Source organism: Bradyrhizobium erythrophlei, assembly GCF_042430365.1.
GTDB classification, from domain to species: domain Bacteria; phylum Pseudomonadota; class Alphaproteobacteria; order Rhizobiales; family Xanthobacteraceae; genus Bradyrhizobium; species Bradyrhizobium erythrophlei.
On sequence record NZ_JBHMET010000069.1, the window covers coordinates 1 to 17224 of the forward strand.

Here is a 17224-nt window from a genome sequence, read left to right on the forward strand (position 1 = left end):
GCTTCGGGTATCATCCCGACCTTGAATCACGACTCACGTTCCAAGAAAAGTGGGTACTAGCGCGGTCGCCATCGCACTCGACGCCAGCAGATTATGCCAGCAACGTTCTTCGTTTACTGTGAGTGAGCGCACGCACCGTTCGAGGAAAATAGTCGCCGAACGTTGGAGGAGAGTAACGGAATCGATCAGGCGATCGCAGACCAGTAAATCGTAATGATTGATCTCCAGCAGCCCTTGCTGGCAGGCCATTGCGATCGCGGTATCATTGCCGCAGATGGCAAATGCAGTTTGACAAACCGCCATAGGAATAACGGGATTTACCTTGCCAGGCATAATCGAAGATCCGGCCTGGACTGCAGGCAGCACAATTTCCCCGACACCGCCGCCGGGACCTGACGAGAGCACGATGAGGTCGTTGGCGATCTTCCAGAGGGAGTTTGCTGAGTTTCGCAGTTCTGCGGACAAGCGAGCGCAAGCGTCGAAGTTCTGCATTCCGTCGAATGCATCGACCGCTGGTTTGACGTCCTCGCCGACCAGAGCAGAGAGGTGGCGGAAGACCGCCTCTTTGTAGCCCGATCTCGAACTCAGTCCTGTGCCAACCGCTGTTCCGCCGAGTGGAACGACCAGTAATTGACGGCGCAGATCCTCCAGATGTTTGGCGTGGCGATCTATTACCGCCTGATACCCCCCGAAGGTCTGACCGAACAGCATTGGGACGGCATCCTGCAAACAGGTCCGACCAAGCCTTAGTGTTTCAGAATGCTTGTTCTTCTTTTCGGCGAAACCCTCTGCCAACTGCATCAAGACAAGGGAAGTACCCCCCGACACACGAAAAACAGCAAGCTTCATGGCGGTCGGAAGCACGTCGTTGGTCGATTGACCGAGATTGACGTGCTCATTCGGATGGACGAACGCGTAGTCACCCACCGGCTTGCCCACCAGCCTCGCGGCCAGGTTTGCGATCACCTCGTTGACGTTCATGTTGCATGAGGTGCCACCCGACCCTTCGAGCACGTCGACGACAAGGTGAGCATTGTGCTTTCCGGCACGGATCTCTTGGCACGCTTTGATGATGGCTTCCGCACGGTCCGCCGAAAGCGCGCCGATGTCCCGATTGGCACGCGCGGCCGCTTCCTTGACAATCGCCATTGCCGCGACAAATTCGGGCAGCGTCGCTATCGTGCGGCCAGTTAGTGGAAAATTCTCCAAAGCCCGAAGAGTATTGATGCCGTAGAGCGCCTCCGCAGGCAGCTCTCTTTGGCCGAGACTGTCTTTTTCGATCCGTATCTGACCCATGACGAAGCCTTCGACTTGGGATGTATGAATACCGAGAACCCAATCGTCTCGTTAGAGCAAGCTTTGAGGTGTTCCATATCGGTCGGAAACACCCAGGCAGGCTCGCCAGTTCCTAAAGTCTTTTCGAGCAAACGAACCTTGCCTCGTTGACTCCGACGATGCCGACATTCAGCATCCCATCCTTCACTCACATTGTACACATAAGCTGAATGTCAAATCCTCACGTCTGCCGCCGAGATACCACTCGGCCCTGACCAGACCGATACCTCGGGACTGCCGCCCAGTGCAGACCCTTGTCCGTGTTCTGACAACTGCACAAATGTCGTGTTAGGTTCAAAACACCGCGTACAAAAGAGTTGGTACTTTTCAACGGTAGTCAGGCGCTTAATGCGCGCTAGCAACACTGGCATGGTCATTGCAATTGCTTCCGCAAGCTCGATCTAGTCTGAGACCATGCAGACGCACGAAACCGGACAATGCTCTCGTTCCCAAACGCACGTGCCCCGGCTTCTAAGAAACGGCCCGCGCTTTCAGCACGACACTCATTGGCAATCGCAGGATGGAGAGCAACATGTCTTCACTGAGGCTACTCGCGTTTACGGCAAGCCTGCTCCGATTGCTATAGGCGCCGTTCTCCCTAAGCTCGATCGAGGTCCGGACACGGGCCAGACATCCTCGTAGACAAGAAGTCGATGGCACATGGCATCAAGAAGCTGGTCCGACGAGCCCAAGATCAAAACGATAGCGGCAGAACTCTCTGGCTCAGGATCTGGTCCTCTGCCTATTTTCTGACGGAGGTAAGGATGTCGTGGATGCAATGTAGTTAGACGACCGCTTCAACTCAAAAAAATCGCGGCAGGCCGATTTTGTCTCGCTCGAAGCACACCAACGGGCCGATTGCCGCGGATTTCGATCAATCCCAATCTAGCGTTCATCCATTCGGGGCGCAGCTGATTACGCAAAGCTTGGAGAAACGCCACCATGAGCGAAACGGCTTCGATCGATAATGTCATTTCGCGTACCGACGTCGTCAAACGTGCAGCCCGCATCGGCGCTGAAATCAGAAATATAAAGCTCTCGGGCGATTTGCCGAACCAGGCGATCGCTGCAATCAACAGCTTGCTACTCGAGCACAAGGTGATCTTCTTCCGTGAGCAGGGTCATCTCGACGACACCGAGCAGGAACGGTTTGCTGTTCGTTTGGGAAAGCTTGTGCCACACCCGACGCTCGGTACCACCAAGGGAACGACGTCGATCCTAGAGCTTGATTCCGCCCGCGGCGGTGGCCGGGCTGACGTGTGGCACGCCGATGGGACGTTCCTCGATGCTTATCCTAAGATTTTGGTGCTGCGGGGTGTTGTAATTCCTAAATTCGGCGGCGATACGATCTGGTCAAACACCGCGACCGCTTATCTCGACTTACCGCCGCCGCTGCAACGGCTTGCCGACGAGCTCTGGGCCGTTCACAGCAACGCCTTCGATTATGCTGGAATCGGCCGTGTCCGCGAGGTCGACAAGAGGCATTTTGATGAGGTCTTTACCAGGACGATCTATGAGACCGAGCATCCCATTGTGCGCGTCCATCCCGAAACCGGCGAGCGCGCGCTGGTGCTCGGCTGTTTGGTGCAGCGCTTCGTTGACATTCCGAAATATGACGGCCAGAGGCTGTTCGATCTATTCCAATCTCATATCACGGCGCCGGAAAACACCATGCGCTGGAACTGGAAGGAGGGCGATGTTGCGATCTGGGACAACCGCGTAACACACCATTATGCGGTCAATGATTACGGCGACCAGCATCGCATCGTTCGTCGTGCGACCATCGATGGTGACGTGCCCGTCAGCGTCGACGGCCGCCGCAGTGTAACGCGCCTCAAGGCCACCAAGCAGGCGCCCATGAAGGTCGCCTAGGACGAATCCACATTCAACGGAGCCAGATGCAGATTGCGGCGAGGTGGACGAAGGCGAGGAAGTAGTCTGCCCGTCGGTCATATCGCGTGGCGAAGCGGCGGAGTTTTTGAGCCTGTTGAAGCAGCGCTCGATGCGGTTGCGCAGCTTGAATGCCGACCAATCGCGTTCGCCGAGCCGAAACACAGCCCTTTTGGAATGGCTGGATGACCACCTGCTGACACGGTGCATGTACTCAGCGGCGATCGATAGCTTCCTGAAGCTCTTGTGGAACGTTATCCTTCGTCAGCGACGGATACATGAGCTCTACGCTTCAGCTTGGCAAATTCACGGTCTGTGGCCATGAAGCGCGCCAACATTGGGGCGATAAGCTTGGTCGGTTCGATTGGCTGACCACCTTGGCGTGCCAAGGCTTCTGCATATGCAACGAGATCCCGATGCACAGCCGCTGGCAGCTCTGCACTCATTTTGACCGGCTTGTCGTCTGGAAGCGTTCCTATTTTGAGCTTTGGCATGTTGTCATCCTCTGTACGGTTCAAGAATGAGATCACGATTGACAATGACACGAACCGGAAATCCCGGACGGATGGTCAGCGTCGGCTGAATATTGAGGCTGCGGCGAACAACCTGCTGGCCGGTTTGATTCAGCGCGTCCCCTGCCCCGTGCCGCAAAGCCTGGATGATGGCACTGTCATTGCTGTTGGTGTCGGAGCCCGCACCAAGCTCGGTACCGACGGCCAGCAGCGTCGACAGAGCAGCAGCCTTGAATAGCTCGCCCCAATGGTTGTCGACTTCATCTTCCCAGCCTGAATACCCTGCTACATCCGCGCCTGGCTGTCGCCCCAGAACGATCGAGCGACCATTCGGCATGATCAGGCGAGTCCAAACCAGCAGGACGCGAGACTGGCCGAACGCGACCTGGCTGTCGTAGACCCCAATCAAGCGCGCTCCTTGGGGGATGAGCAGAAGGCGCCCGGTCGGCGAATCAAAAACGTTTTCTGTCACCTGCGCGGTGATTTGGCCTGGAAGGTCCGATCGAATCCCGGTGATCAGGGCTCCCGGAATAAGAGTTCCTGCCTGCACGATATACGGTGACGCCGGCCTACCGACACGGTCGGGGCTTACCGTGCGGCGATCCACGGATGCGTTGACGAAGGCAAGCTTCCGGTCTTGACCGTTCTGCGCTAACGTCTCGTCGCTGTTCGTCGCCGAAATCGACGGAGCATTGCGATCGCTCGCCTGAGCCGTGACGGCGGGCGGACGCACCTCTGTCCCATTGGTCGAAGCGAACAAATGGCTGATGCGGGCTGCTTCGTTTTCCTGATCCCGGCGCTGCTGTTCCGCGTCGGTCGCACCAATCGCCGGCGCCTGGCCCTGAGCAGCAAGAATCGGCCGGCCAAGGTCTCCCGGGAGCGGCGGACCGAGTTGCGGGATCGCTTGGCGTGGCTCTCCCGCGTAGTCCTTCGGGAGCGTCGCAATGCCATCGGCAACATTGTGATGCTCGGTGCCATAGAGTTCATCGGCCGCGTGGTTTGGGGAGCGATTGCTCTGCAACGACCACAACACAGCTCCGCCGATGACAAGCAAGGCAACCGCGCTCCCTCCCGCGAGAACTTTCCGCGACAACCGTGTCACGCGCGGATGCACCGCTCTTAGCCGGAAGCTGCTGGACGGGTCGTCCCGTGTTTGCGGCGGAACCGCCTGCTCGTGATCGTTTCCATTCTGTGTATTCATGACGACGGCCTCCCGTCAGTCCTGACAATTCTAACTTTCTGCTGGTGCTCACCCCCAAGTCGCAGTTCGGCGGCTGCAAACAGCCGATCCACAATCAACACGTTGCCGTACGTGCGATAGTTGACGAGTTGGGTCTTGCCGTCGGGGCCGATGACGAAGAGCGGAGGCATCTCGCCTTGGACAATCCCTTGTGGGAACTCGACGTAGACCTTACGGCCATCGTCATATACGGCAACCGGCCGCCACGGCGGGCTGTCCCCTTCGATCGCGTAACGAGGAATACGCCGCGCGGGATCAGGAAGAACGGGTCTTAGCGTGGCCGCTCGCGATCGTTCGCGGACGGTTTCCGGGTAGTACCAGGCAACGGATGGCATGTAGGGCCGCTCGCGGGAGCGGAGCTCGATCAGGTAAGTGCGCCGGTCGGTATTGACGACAAGGTTGGTTTCGATCGAAGCCCGCGTAGGCTTCACCAGGATGTGGACGCGTCGTGTGTCGCCGCTTCCGCTCTCGGTATCGCCCACGACCCAGCGCACCGTGTCTCCGGCCGCGATTGGTCCTGATCCCGTCAATTGCTCTCCTTCTTCAAGCGCAATATCCGTGATCTGTCCGGGAGCGGCATATACCTGGTAGAGCGCACCTGGGCTGTAAGCGTAGATCTGCGCGGCGTTGAAATATCCCTGCTTGCGCGGTTCGACGCGCGCCGCGCCGTTTGCTGTCTCAACCCGGCTTACAGGCTCGGCCTCTTCCTTGCCTCCCGACTTGCCGCCAAGAACTGGTTTCCAAAGCGGAGGAACGTGAAGCGGCTGCGGTCTGTCGTCGACTGGTACTGGAGGCGCTGGCAACGCCGGCACTTCAGCGTCATAGCTGATCACCGGCGGAATGTAAGTCGCGCAACCTCCGAGGGCCGACGTACAAAGCAGCAGGGCGGACAAGACCACCCGCTTCGGGGTCACAAATGTGGCGTTGAGCTTGTGCCGTGGGTTGGAAGGCTTCGTATAAGCGTTCGGCATCGTCTCGGTCACTGACCCAGCTCCTTCGACCAGTTGATGGCGCGGACATAGACGCCAAGAGGATTTTTGCGCAGGCGTTCGGCATCGCGCGGCGCCTCTATCACGACCGTAAGAATCGCAGTCCAGCGCGCGGTCGAACTCAATGAGCCGTTGTCGTAGGTGCGCTGAATCCAAGCGACTCGAAAGCTGTCGGGTGAGGCACGGATGACACTGGAGACATCGACGGAGATCTGCGCCTTGCCCAGCTTGGCGAAAGGATCATTGTTACGCGCGAAATCGTTGAGCGCGGCCGCGCCGCGATCGGTCGTAAAATCATAGGCCCGAAGCCAATTCTGGCGCAGCACGATGCCATCGGCCGGCAGACCTCTGACATCTTCGACAAAATGCGCCAAATGGTAGGCGATCTGCGCGTCTGTGGGTTGATATTCAATGTTGGCCGGCGCGACCCTTTGGGCCTGGCCGAGACGATCGACTTCGACCACCCAGGGCGTGATCGACCCTTGCGCCGATTGCCAAACGAGTCCACCGGCAAGGCCAGCCGACAGCATGAGGCAGCCGAACGCCATCAGGCGCCAGTTCTTGGCCTGCACGCGGGCGGATCCAATGCGTTCGTCCCAGACCTGTGCCGCCTTTTGATAGGGCGTAACCGGCCCCGGCATGCGCCCGTAATGAACGGAAGGTCGTTTGAACATCGATGTTGCCCCATTTGGATCGAGTGATTGGTATGAATTCGCGGCTTCTTGGTTTGAGACGTCGCTGCCTGTGGCGGGAGGCTAAGGCGACGCTTGGCGTTTCAGCGCTCTCCTTCGGACAAATCAACGGAGGAGCCGCTGCCGCCGTGATCGCCGGAGCGCACCGCGTGGCCGGCGCCCGACGCGCCATGCCGAATTGTCTCGGCACGTCTCATGCGCCGTGCCCAATCAGGTTGCCCGTCCGCGGAAGCGCGCGCGGCCGGTTCATTCGGCTGCCCGTTGCTGGTGAATGCGGCGGCGGCCCGACGTAACGGGCTAATGGCGGCCGAGCTACCGGCTTCAGCGACGCCGGCAAGCCCGCCGCTTCGATAGGCTGCCGATACGCCGCTCAAGACAGCACTCCCACCGCGCGCAGCACCCACGATCGCTCCACCGGCAAGGCCAGCACCACCAGCGACAAGACCTGCGCCCGCCGCAACAACGCCGCCAGCAGCTAGCCCCGTCCCAATCGCGGCCCCGGCGCCGAGTTGCGGTCCGCCGGAGACTAGACCGTTTGCGATCCCGGGACCGAAGATACCGAGGCCCAGCAACGCGAGTGCCGCGAGCACGAGCGTCATCGCGTCTTCGATGGTCGGCTGTCCGCCGCCGAAACCTCCGGTGAACTGCGAGAACAGGGTCGAGCCGATGCCGACAATGACGGCAAGGACCAGGACCTTGATTCCGGACGATATGACATTGCCCAAAACGCGTTCGGCCGCGAAGGCAGTCTTTCCAAACAGACCGAAAGGAATGAGTACGAAGCCGGCAAGCGTCGTTAGCTTGAACTCAATCAGGGTGACGAAGAGCTGGATCGCCAAGATGAAGAAGGCGAGCAACACAACGACCCACGCAAACAAGAGGACGACGATCTGGACGAAATTCTCGAAGAAGCTGATATAGCCCATCAGGTTCGAAATCGAGTCGAGCAGCGGTCGGCCGGCATCGAGTCCGACCTGAGCGATCTTTCCTGGTCGCAGGAAATCCCCCGCGGACAGGCTTGCGCCGGACGCTTTCAGCCCAAGACCGGCAAAGCTCTCGAAGACGATGCGTGCGAGGTTATTCCAATTGCCGATGAGGTAGGCAAAGATGCCGACGAAGAGCGTTTTCTTGACAAGGCGCGCGATGATGTCCTCGTCCGTCCCCCAGCTCCAGAACAGCGCGGCGAGCGTGATGTCGATCGCCGCAAGAGTGGTTGCGAGGTATCCGACATCGCTACCTAAAAGCCCGAAGCCATTATCGATGTAGCGGGTAAACGTCTCCAGGAACTGGTCGATGACTCCAGTACCGGTCATGGCTTGCTCGCTTCAGGTAGCGCCACGGATGGATACCCTTGCGGTACTCGGCTCTCGTCCTTAGGCGTGGGCGTTAGGCTGGCGGTCGGATCGGGACGGCGAGACGCGGCAGCACCGTCCTTCCTGCCAAAGAAGCGACGCCGGTTTTCGGCCCAAACCTTCTGGCAATGCTGATAACCTGCCGCATCCTCCGAAGTGACGGTGCGGCAGCGGGCGAGATCGGAACCGTCGACGTCCGTGGTCTGCTCCGCCTTTGACGGCGCAGACGTTTCTTCTCCACCACGAAGCTGGATCGTGCAGGCTGCGACGACCAGTATCCCGACTGTCGTGAGCAGCGATAGCGTCATGAATGGGCCTGTGTCGGTCATCAGTGGAACATCCGCACGTTGGAGGGTTGATAGCCCTGTCCTGGCGTCAGAAACCGTCGGAGCTGTTCGCGGCCCTGGTCTTGGGCTGAGGCGCGCTGCGCCGCTTCAAGGCTCTGCGCCCTGCCCTGTGCCGCCACCGTGGCGGTGAGATCGGCGAGTTGTTGCGCCTGAAGCGCGAGGATCTGATTGCCGGCCTGGGTTGCCTGCAGGGAGCCACTGGCACCCTGACTCGACGTCACGAGCGCCGACGTTTGGGTACGGTTGGTGTCGAGGTTGCCGACGACGCCGGCCTGGACCCGGAGCGCATCCTGTAGCGCCGCGACCGAGTTCTGCCACCGCGATTGAGCGTTGGCGATCAACAACTGGTTGGACTGGCTGCCGCTGACCGCCGCATAGCTGGTCGAGAACGCGCGATCGATCTGCTGGACGTCGTAGGCGATCCGCTGGGCCTGAGCCAGCAATTGCTGGGTCCGCTGTATCGAGGATTGCAGCTGCTGCAGGGACGAATACGGCAGACTGGTGAGATTCCTTGCCTGATTGATCAGCATCTGCGCCTCGTTCTGCAACGAGGTGACCTGGTTGCTGATCTGCTGCAGCTCGCGCGCGGCGGTCAGGACGTTCTGAACGTAGTTGTTGGGATCGAAGACGATCAGCGCCCGCGAAGGCGCTGTGACGCCAAGCGTGAGGGCAATGGTGCCAGCGACCAGCAAAGAGCTAAGACGGCTCATAGCGATCTCTCCAGGTTGCCGAGGTTCGGGATCAGGTCAGTGGCCCAGGCGACGTCGCGATGCCGGAGCCAAGCGGGGACGAAGCCATCACGTCCATGTTCCGCAAGCAGTTGCTCGATCGCCGCCTGGTCGGTTTTGGAAGAAGCCGCGGTAAAGGCGAGCGCAACCTCGCCAAGCCCAAGTTCGAACATCCGGTTGCCGCGGCGGGATTGGCAGTAGTAGTCGCGCTTGGGCGTGGCCCGACTCAGAAGCTCGATCTGGCGATCATTGAGGCCGAAGCTGCGGTAGATCGCGGTGATTTGTGGTTCGATCGCCCGCTCGTTCGGCAGCAACAGCCGCGTTGGACAGCTTTCGATGATCGCCGGCGCGATCGTGGAACCGTCGATGTCCGAGAGCGATTGGGTGGCGAAGATGACGGAGGCATTCTTCTTTCGAAGCGTCTTCAGCCACTCTCGAAGCTGGCCGGCGAAATCCTCGTCGTCGAGGGCAAGCCAACCCTCGTCGACAATAAGGAGTGTCGGCCGACCGTCGAGACGGTCTCCAATCCGATGAAAGAGATAAGCCAACACGGCCGGGGCGGCGCTCGTTCCGATCAACCCTTCGGTCTCAAACGCCTGGACCGAGGACTCGCCAAGGCGCTCGAATTCAGCATCGAGCAGCCGCCCGGATGGACCGCCCAGGCAATAGGGTTGTAGGGCGCGCTTCAGAGAATTGGACTGCAGGAGGACCGACAGGCCGGTCAGGGTGCGTTCCCGCACCGGCGCCGAAGCGAGAGACGTCAGCGCCGACCACAGATGATCCTTGACCTCCGGGGTGATCTCGATTTTTTCCCGTGCCAGGATCGCGCCGATCCATTCGGTGGCCCATCCGCGCTCCGAAGGATCGTCGATACAGGCCAATGGTTGCAGGGCGACAGGGTTTTCGTTCCCGTCCGACAATGCACCGCCGACATCGTGCCAGTCGCCATCCATGGCGAGCGCGGCCGCCCGGACTGAACCGCCGAAATCGAACGCAAAGACCTGAGAATTCGGATAGCGGCGGAACTGCAGCGCCATCAGGGCCAGCAGCACCGACTTGCCTGCGCCCGTCGGTCCCACCACGAGGGTATGGCCGACGTCGCCGACGTGGAGGGAGAATCGGAATGGAGTCGATCCCTCGGTCTTGCCAAGCAGGAGTGGCGGCCCCTTGAAATGCAGATCCCTCGCCTCGCCCGCCCATACGGCCGACATCGGAATCATATGGGCGAGGTTGAGGGTCGAAACTGGCGGCTGCCGCACATTGGCATAGACATGTCCCGGCAGGCTACCGAGCCAGGCTTCGACGGCGTTCACCGTCTCGATCATGCAGGTGAAATCGCGGCCCTGAATAACCTTCTCGACCAGCCGCAGCTTTTCGTCGGCAGCACCGGGATCGCCGTCCCAGACAGTGATTGTCGCCGTGACAAGGGCTTGTCCGATCTGGTCCGAACCCAGTTCCTGCAGAGCCGCGTCCGCGTCGATCGCCTTGTTGTGGGCATCGGTATCGAGCAGCGTCGACGCCTCGTTGGTCATGACCTCCTTGAGAATGGCGCCAATGGACTTCCTCTTTGCGAACCACTGGCGGCGAATCTTGGTCACGAGCTTGGTGGCATCGGTCTTGTCGAGCATGATCGCGCGAGTCGACCAGCGATACGAAAATGCCAGGCGATTCAAGTCATCCAGAATTCCTGGCGTCGTCGTGCCCGGGAAGCCGACAATCGTGAGAACTCTCACGTTGGCCGAGCCCAACATCGGCTCGAGCCCGCCGGTCAACGGCTGGTCGGCCAACAGCGCATCGACGTACATGGGAATTTCGGGAACTCGAACGCGATGACGCTTGGTCGAGATCGTTGAGTGCAGGTAGGTCAGCGTGTCCTGATCGTCGAGCCAGCCGCATTCCGGCATGAACCCTTCAACGAGCTGAAGCACGCGGTTGGTTTGATCGACAAACCCGCGGAGCACCTCGCGGGCGTCCGCCCCAACGGTCCGATCGCGCCCCTCATAGAGCAGTCGCTCTGCCCTGGCGGCTCCCTCCTCCGGTGGCAGATAGAGGAGGGTCAGGAAATAGCTCGACTCATAGTGAGCGCCCGCCTCCTCGAATTGTGCTCTGCGCTCGGCATCGACCAGTGCAGACGCGACATCGGGAAAGGTGTTCGGCGGGTAAACACCTGCAAAATGGCGCTGCGCCTCAACGAAGACTGCCCAGCCGGATCCAAGGCGGCGCAAGGCGTTGTTCAGGCGACCTGCGACGGCGACGAGTTCCGCCGGCACCGCGCTATCGAGGTCAGGTCCCCGGAACTTTGCTGTCCGTTGGAACGAGCCATCCTTGTTCAGGATGATTCCCTCGTCGACCAGGGCTGCCCACGGCAGGAAATCCGCAAGACGAGCATTGGAATGGCGATATTCGGCGAGATTCATCATGACCGAAAGCTCACGCGTTGAGATGATCGGGAATGCGCAGATGTCGGCGCACCACATCGACGAAGGCAGGATCGCGCTTGGCGGCCCAGACGGCAGCCATGTGACCTATGAACCAGAGAACCAAACCCGCGATCCACAGCCGCAAGCCAAGTCCAAGGGCGGCCGCCAACGTGCCGTTGACGATCGCAACTGATCGCGGCGCACCACCCATGAGGATCGGCTCGGTGAGCGCGCGGTGAACGGGCACGACAAAACCTGCGACCGGGTCATCCATCAGATTACCACGCCGCCGCCGAAGGAGAAGAACGACAGAAAAAAGCTCGAGGCCGCGAACGCGATCGACAGACCAAACACGATCTGGATCAGCCTGCGGAAACCACCTGACGAATCCCCGAACGCGAGCGTGAGCCCGGTCACGACGATGATGATGACGGCGATGATCTTGGCGACAGGGCCTTCGACCGATTGGAGGATCTGATTGAGCGGCTGCTCCCACGGCATGTTCGAACCAGCAGCCCGGGCGGGCGCCGTCGTCACGAGAACCGTGCCGGAAGCGGCCAGGAAAACCACTCCTCGAGAAAGGCCAGATTGTAGACGCATGTCAGTCTCCTTCGGGTGAAAGGCTGTAATCGCCGGCGGTCCCGAGCCCCGTCACGAAGGCGAGTTCGGCGAGGCGACGGTCAGCGCCGCGGCCGGCAAGCACGGCGACGAGGTTGATGGTCTCGGCGATCAGGGCGCGCGGGACCGTCATGACGGCTTCCTGGATGAGCTGCTCGAGCCGCCGTAACGCGCCAAGCGCGGTTCCAGCATGGATGGTGCCGATGCCACCGGGGTGACCGGTGCCCCAGGCCTTTAGCAGGTCGAGTGCTTCGGCGCCCCGGACCTCGCCGATCGGGATGCGGTCAGGACGCAATCGAAGCGAGGAGCGGACAAGGTCAGACAAGGTGGCTACCCCGTCCTTGGTCCGCAGCGCCACAAGGTTGGGTGCCTTGCACTGAAGTTCGCGTGTGTCTTCGATCAGCACGACCCGATCGGAGGTCTTGGCTACCTCGGCCAAAAGCGCGTTCGTCAACGTCGTCTTGCCGGTCGACGTACCGCCGGCGACGAGGATGTTCTTACGCACAGCGACCGCATTCCTCAGGGCTTTGGCCTGATCCGATGTCATGGTTCCCGTGGCGACATAGTCGTCGAGAGTGAACACGGCGACGGCGGGCTTACGGATAGCGAAGGCTGGAGCTGCAACGACTGGAGGTAACAAGCCCTCGAACCGCTCACCGGTGCCCGGCAATTCGGCCGAAACCCGTGGCGAGCCAGCGTGCACCTCCGCACCTACGTGGTGCGCCACCAAGCGAACAATGCGCTCGCCGTCCGCCGCGGACAATGTTTCGCCGGTATCAGTGAGGCCACTCGATAGCCGGTCAATCCACAACCGCCCATCTGGATTGAGCATGACCTCGACGATTGCGTCATCTTCCAGGTAACCCGCAATCGCGGTGCCGAGCGCGCTACGGAGCATTCGCGCGCCGCGCGAATTCGCCTCCGATTGCAAGGAATAGACCGCCACCGTCGCCCCCCCACCGAATGAGGACGTCTAGAGAGCGTCCTCAGATGGGGTTGATTAAAAAAACCACTGATCCACTTCGGGCAACAAGCGCTTACGGTGATCGTAGGATGGCGTACAAAAAGAAAGACTGGGAACGGTGATTTGACGCCTTCTCGGTCGCATCACCTTGGTAGCGATGATTGTTTGTTCAGTTAGTGCTCGTTGGGACGATCTTACGTGTAACTTGTCCTGGATCGCTACTCACCACTCCGCATCGTCATCAGCGGGCATTAGTACGACCGCTTGCTCGAACGAAATGACCGGTTCGACTGCGTCGGAAACGGTGACCGGCATGAAGAGGGGATTTGAACCCATCCACCAGGTGAAGGATCGGAGCCACGGTAACGCGAACCAAACGAACGCCGCGATCTGTACTGCCACGTTAAGACCGAACGCGACTTGATACGCAAGGATGGACTTATGGCCGTCCTCCGTGGACCATTGCTCCAAGATCAGGCCCGTGCCGAATTGGGCCAGAAATGCCCAACCGAAGTGCAGCACGTTCAAGGCACCGTTGGCACGTCCGGCAAGCTCTAGCGGAAAGTAATCAGCTATGATCGTAAAACTGACCACGGTCGCTGTTCCGACAATTGCGACAACAGACCACGGCAAAATGGAGGGCAAAGGCGCGCGCAGGACTAAGGCAATCTCGGCTGCGATGAACACCGCTGCAACCATCGCCAATATTGTCTCTGCTCCCACGCCTTTTCGTCTGATGCAATGGACAGTTGTACCGAACAACCAAGCACTGCCGCAAAGTACGATCGACATGATGAACAGCTGTCCGACGACACTCGCACGATCAAGTCCCTCTACGTCCGTCAGCCACGGCGACGCCCACAATCCCTGCAGAGACCAGGCCGATCCGACGCAAGTCGCTGACAATGGGGCAATTCGCCAAAAACGCCTGTCGCCAAAAACGGTGCTAAGGGTGGTGGGGGTCGATGCTGTTGATGGGATGATGACTCGTTCGGGAACCACAACATAAATGAGCACGGCCGTGACACCGGTCGCGGCCGCCAGGATTGCAAAAAGCTGTCGCCAGCCGATCCAGGCCAGTAGATGCTCGGCGGGAGACGTGGCGGTGACCGCTCCGAGCGCCCCTAACATGATCATGTAGCCGTTCATCAAGGCCACTCGTTCCCTGGGAAACCAAAGAACGATGGACTTCAACCCAGCCGTCAACGCCGCGGCCACCCCAACGCCGATCATGGCTCGCGCAATCAAAAGCGACAGCAAGCCCGTGGACATCGCGAACAGTCCGGCACCTGCGGCGGCGACCAATAGCAATGCGCTTTGGACGCGACGCGGGCCAAAGCGATCCAACAATATACCGATGGGGATTTGGGCCGCTGCGAAAACCAGGAAATAGACTGACGTGATTAACCCGAGGTCTGCTGTATCGAGCTCGGTATCCGAAATGAGGCTGCCCGATATCAGAGCGTTTATCGTTCGAAAAAGATAAGAAAGATAGTATCCAGCAGCAAATGGAAGAAAAACGCGCGCGATGAGACGCCATGCCAATGAAATTTGCATGCTGGCCCCTTTGCTCCTCAGCTCATTCGAGCCGATAGCGCGTCCAGCTCTTTGTCGGCTTGGCTAAATTGCCGCGGTCGTGGGCTGGCGTAGAAAAAGAAGGAACGGCGAAGCAGCTCGCCAGGTAGCTCAATCAGGTTTCGCTGCCCTGCTCCTGACGAACGATGTCTTCGGGAATCTCGCGCAGGAAACTCTGCCCCTTCTGCAAACGGCGGCCCAGCGCTTCGACAAATCCTTCAAAGCGTTCCCGACCCTTGAGTTGCGCCGCCGCCTGCGCATCGTTGGGCAACGGAGGCGTGATCGTCAGCCAGAACCGGATGAAGAGGGCCAAGGTTTCGGCCGTCAAACCAACGTCACGCTCCAGCCTCTGCATCTGACGTGACAGGCGGTCCAGCCGACGGATGAATGCTGCCTCCTGTCTGTCTGCTCCATCTGGTGACAGGAAGGACGCAACCGCCGCTTCCACGATAGCAGACCGGGAGAGTTTCTTGCGATCGGCAAGATCCGAGATTTGCCTCAGAAGCTCTGGCGGGAAATACACGTTCATCCGGTTACGCATGTGTCTCAAAGCTCCATGCCGTCATTCGGGTGCATGGCGACCTGACGGGCGACACCGCGCATCTGCTGACGCATAAGTCGAGACTGGCGGATCGCATCCTCGTCGTCGTCGAGAACGACAACGAATTCCTCTGCCGGCGTTGAATCGGTCGTCTCCTTGACGATCGCAACGTGATCGGGCAGTTCGGGCTCACGACGAAGTCCGCTGTTTGCAGTATCGTCCCCTGCTTGCTCCGCTCTCTCGGTCGGACCCGGCGCCAACCTGGACGTTCCAAGCGTCGACCATCCATCTGTTCGCGACGAGCGGCCGGAGGACGCAGGATCTGGTGGCGGCAAGACACGTTCGGTGAACCGCCGATCCTCGTAGTAGCGTACCTTCTTGGCGCGGATCGGAGGTGCTCCCGCCACCATCACGATTTCCTCTCGCGGCGGAAGTTGCATGACTTCGCCGGGTGTCAACAGCGGCCTCGCCGTCTCCTGCCGCGACACCATGAGGTGCCCCAGCCAGGGGTTCAATCTATGCCCGGCATAGTTCTTCATCGCCCGCATCTCGGTCGCCGTACCCAGCGCGTCTGACACCCGCTTTGCGGTCCGCTCATCATTGGTCGCGAAGCTGACGCGGACGTGGCAATTGTCGAGAATGGCATTGTTGGGCCCGTAGGCCTTCTCGATCTGATTCAGCGATTGCGCAATCAGGAAACTCTTGATCCCATAGCCCGCCATGAAGGCGAGCGCCGACTCGAAGAAATCGAGCCGCCCCAGCGCTGGGAACTCGTCGAGCATCATCAGGACACGATGCCGTCGGTCGCTGGCGTGCAGGTCTTCGGTCAGGCGCCGACCGATCTGGTTCAGCACGAGACGGATCAGAGGCTTGGTCCGCGAGATGTCGGACGGTGGTACCACGAGGTAAAGGGTTGTTGGGCTGACGTCGGCAATCAGGTCGGCAATCCGCCAATCGCAGCGGCGAGTCACTTGGGCAACGACGGGATCACGATAAAGACCGAGGAACGACATGGCGGTCGATAGGACGCCGGAGCGTTCGTTCTCAGATTTGTTGAGGAGTTCGCGGGCGGTCGATGCAACGACAGGGTGAGCACCCTGCTCGCCGAGGTGCGGTGTTGTCATCATCGCCTTCAATGCCGCCTCGATCGGCCGCTTCGGGTCGGACAGGTAGGCGGCCACGCCGGCCAAGGTCTTGTCCGCCTCCGCATAGAGGACGTGGAGAATCGCGCCGACCAGGAGCGAATGACTGGTCTTCTCCCAATGGTTCCGCTTGTCGAGGGAGCCTTCGGGGTCAACCAGGACGTCGGCGACGTTCTGAACGTCGCGGACCTCCCACTCTCCGCGCCGGACCTCGAGCAGAGGATTGTAGGCTGAGGATTTAGGGTTGGTCGGGTCGAACAAGAGAACGCGACCGTGCCGCGCGCGGAAGCCGGCTGTCAGCTGCCAATTCTCACCCTTGATGTCGTGCACGATGGCCGAGCCGGGCCATGCCAGCAGCGAGGGGACCACTAGGCCGACACCTTTGCCGGACCGGGTGGGTGCGAAGCATAGCACGTGCTCCGGTCCATCATGGCGAAGGTAGTCTTCGTCGAGCTTGCCTAGCACCACGCCGTCCGGACCGAGAAGACCGGCCGCTCTCACCTCCCCCGGATCGGCCCAGCGGGCCGAGCCGTAAGTTTCGACGTTCTTGGCCTCGCGCGCGCGCCAAACCGACATGCCGACCGCCACCGCAATCGAAACCATGGTTCCAGACGCTGCGATGAAGGCGCCCTCGACGAAGACCTGGGGTGCATAAGCATCGTAGACGAACCACCACCAGAAGAAGATTGGAGGGTAATAGACTTTCCAGCCCGACAGTTCGAACCAGGGGCGGCCAAGCTCCGGCTGGTAGGCGAGCCGCCAGGCTGTCCACTCGGTTGCTCCCCAAATGGCCATCAAAACGATCAGGCCGACAACGATCACTTGGCCCCAGAGGATCTTGGTTCCGGACATCCCGAACGCCCTTCCACAACTGAATTG

At 60.2% G+C, this 17224-nt stretch carries 16 protein-coding genes; 1 reads left to right on the top strand and 15 read right to left on the bottom strand.

Annotation, left to right across the window (positions count from 1 at the left end):
- Nucleotides 1-33: 33 nt before the first annotated feature.
- Nucleotides 34-1296 (bottom strand): aspartate ammonia-lyase, encoded by a 1263-nt coding sequence (locus ACFFWD_RS12600; RefSeq protein ID WP_376965436.1) that lies wholly within the window; start codon nt 1294-1296, stop codon nt 34-36.
- A gap of 981 nt (nt 1297-2277) precedes the next feature.
- Here ACFFWD_RS12600 and ACFFWD_RS12605 point away from each other — a divergent pair.
- Nucleotides 2278-3207 (top strand): TauD/TfdA dioxygenase family protein, encoded by a 930-nt coding sequence (locus tag ACFFWD_RS12605; RefSeq protein ID WP_376965438.1) that lies wholly within the window; start codon nt 2278-2280, stop codon nt 3205-3207.
- A 272-nt stretch (nt 3208-3479) separates the two neighbouring features.
- On the opposite strand, the gene ACFFWD_RS12610 is transcribed toward ACFFWD_RS12605, so the two are convergent.
- The 14 genes from ACFFWD_RS12610 to ACFFWD_RS12675 all read right to left on the bottom strand — a co-directional run bounded on the left by ACFFWD_RS12610 (nt 3480) and on the right by ACFFWD_RS12675 (nt 17197).
- A complete protein-coding gene (locus tag ACFFWD_RS12610) occupies nt 3480-3719 on the bottom strand; it encodes a DUF2274 domain-containing protein (RefSeq protein ID WP_376965440.1) in 240 nt (79 codons plus the stop codon).
- Between the two features lie 4 nt (nt 3720-3723).
- A complete protein-coding gene (locus ACFFWD_RS12615) occupies nt 3724-4938 on the bottom strand; it encodes a TraB/TrbI/VirB10 family type IV secretion system protein (protein ID WP_376965442.1) in 1215 nt (404 codons plus the stop codon).
- Nucleotides 4935-5948, bottom strand: coding sequence for a P-type conjugative transfer protein TrbG (gene trbG / locus ACFFWD_RS12620; RefSeq protein WP_376965519.1), 1014 nt, complete (start codon nt 5946-5948; stop codon nt 4935-4937). Before trbG ends, ACFFWD_RS12615 begins: the two co-directional genes overlap by 4 nt.
- Before the next feature lie 8 nt (nt 5949-5956).
- On the bottom strand, nt 5957-6640 hold the full coding sequence (gene trbF / locus ACFFWD_RS12625; RefSeq protein WP_376965444.1) for a conjugal transfer protein TrbF: 684 nt from the start codon (nt 6638-6640) through the stop codon (nt 5957-5959).
- A 101-nt stretch (nt 6641-6741) separates the two neighbouring features.
- Nucleotides 6742-7971, bottom strand: a complete 1230-nt coding sequence (gene trbL, locus ACFFWD_RS12630; RefSeq protein WP_376965446.1) for a P-type conjugative transfer protein TrbL — start codon at nt 7969-7971, stop codon at nt 6742-6744.
- Complete coding sequence (gene trbK-alt, locus ACFFWD_RS12635; RefSeq protein ID WP_376965448.1) at nt 7968-8339, bottom strand: putative entry exclusion protein TrbK-alt; 372 nt, start codon at nt 8337-8339, stop codon at nt 7968-7970. Before trbK-alt ends, trbL begins: the two co-directional genes overlap by 4 nt.
- The gene (gene trbJ / locus ACFFWD_RS12640) at nt 8339-9067 is read right to left on the bottom strand and encodes a P-type conjugative transfer protein TrbJ (RefSeq protein ID WP_376965450.1); all 729 of its coding nucleotides are present in this window, start codon (nt 9065-9067) and stop codon (nt 8339-8341) included. The genes trbK-alt and trbJ overlap by 1 nt, the downstream gene beginning before the upstream one ends.
- The gene (gene trbE, locus ACFFWD_RS12645) at nt 9064-11505 is read right to left on the bottom strand and encodes a conjugal transfer protein TrbE (protein WP_376965452.1); all 2442 of its coding nucleotides are present in this window, start codon (nt 11503-11505) and stop codon (nt 9064-9066) included. The genes trbJ and trbE overlap by 4 nt, the downstream gene beginning before the upstream one ends.
- Nucleotides 11506-11515: 10 nt before the next feature.
- Nucleotides 11516-11779 carry a VirB3 family type IV secretion system protein gene (locus ACFFWD_RS12650; RefSeq protein WP_376965454.1) on the bottom strand — a complete coding sequence of 88 codons (264 nt, stop codon included), beginning with the start codon at nt 11777-11779 and terminating at the stop codon, nt 11516-11518.
- The gene (locus ACFFWD_RS12655; RefSeq protein WP_376965456.1) at nt 11779-12105 is read right to left on the bottom strand and encodes a TrbC/VirB2 family type IV secretion system protein; all 327 of its coding nucleotides are present in this window, start codon (nt 12103-12105) and stop codon (nt 11779-11781) included. Before ACFFWD_RS12655 ends, ACFFWD_RS12650 begins: the two co-directional genes overlap by 1 nt.
- A 1-nt stretch (nt 12106) precedes the next feature.
- Nucleotides 12107-13021 carry a P-type conjugative transfer ATPase TrbB gene (gene trbB, locus ACFFWD_RS12660; protein WP_376965521.1) on the bottom strand — a complete coding sequence of 305 codons (915 nt, stop codon included), beginning with the start codon at nt 13019-13021 and terminating at the stop codon, nt 12107-12109.
- A 288-nt stretch (nt 13022-13309) separates the two neighbouring features.
- On the bottom strand, nt 13310-14644 hold the full coding sequence (locus ACFFWD_RS12665; protein ID WP_376965458.1) for an MFS transporter: 1335 nt from the start codon (nt 14642-14644) through the stop codon (nt 13310-13312).
- Between the two features lie 133 nt (nt 14645-14777).
- The gene (locus ACFFWD_RS12670; RefSeq protein WP_376965459.1) at nt 14778-15203 is read right to left on the bottom strand and encodes a ribbon-helix-helix domain-containing protein; all 426 of its coding nucleotides are present in this window, start codon (nt 15201-15203) and stop codon (nt 14778-14780) included.
- A 5-nt stretch (nt 15204-15208) separates the two neighbouring features.
- Complete coding sequence (locus tag ACFFWD_RS12675; RefSeq protein WP_376965461.1) at nt 15209-17197, bottom strand: conjugal transfer protein TraG; 1989 nt, start codon at nt 17195-17197, stop codon at nt 15209-15211.
- Nucleotides 17198-17224: the final 27 nt, after the last annotated feature.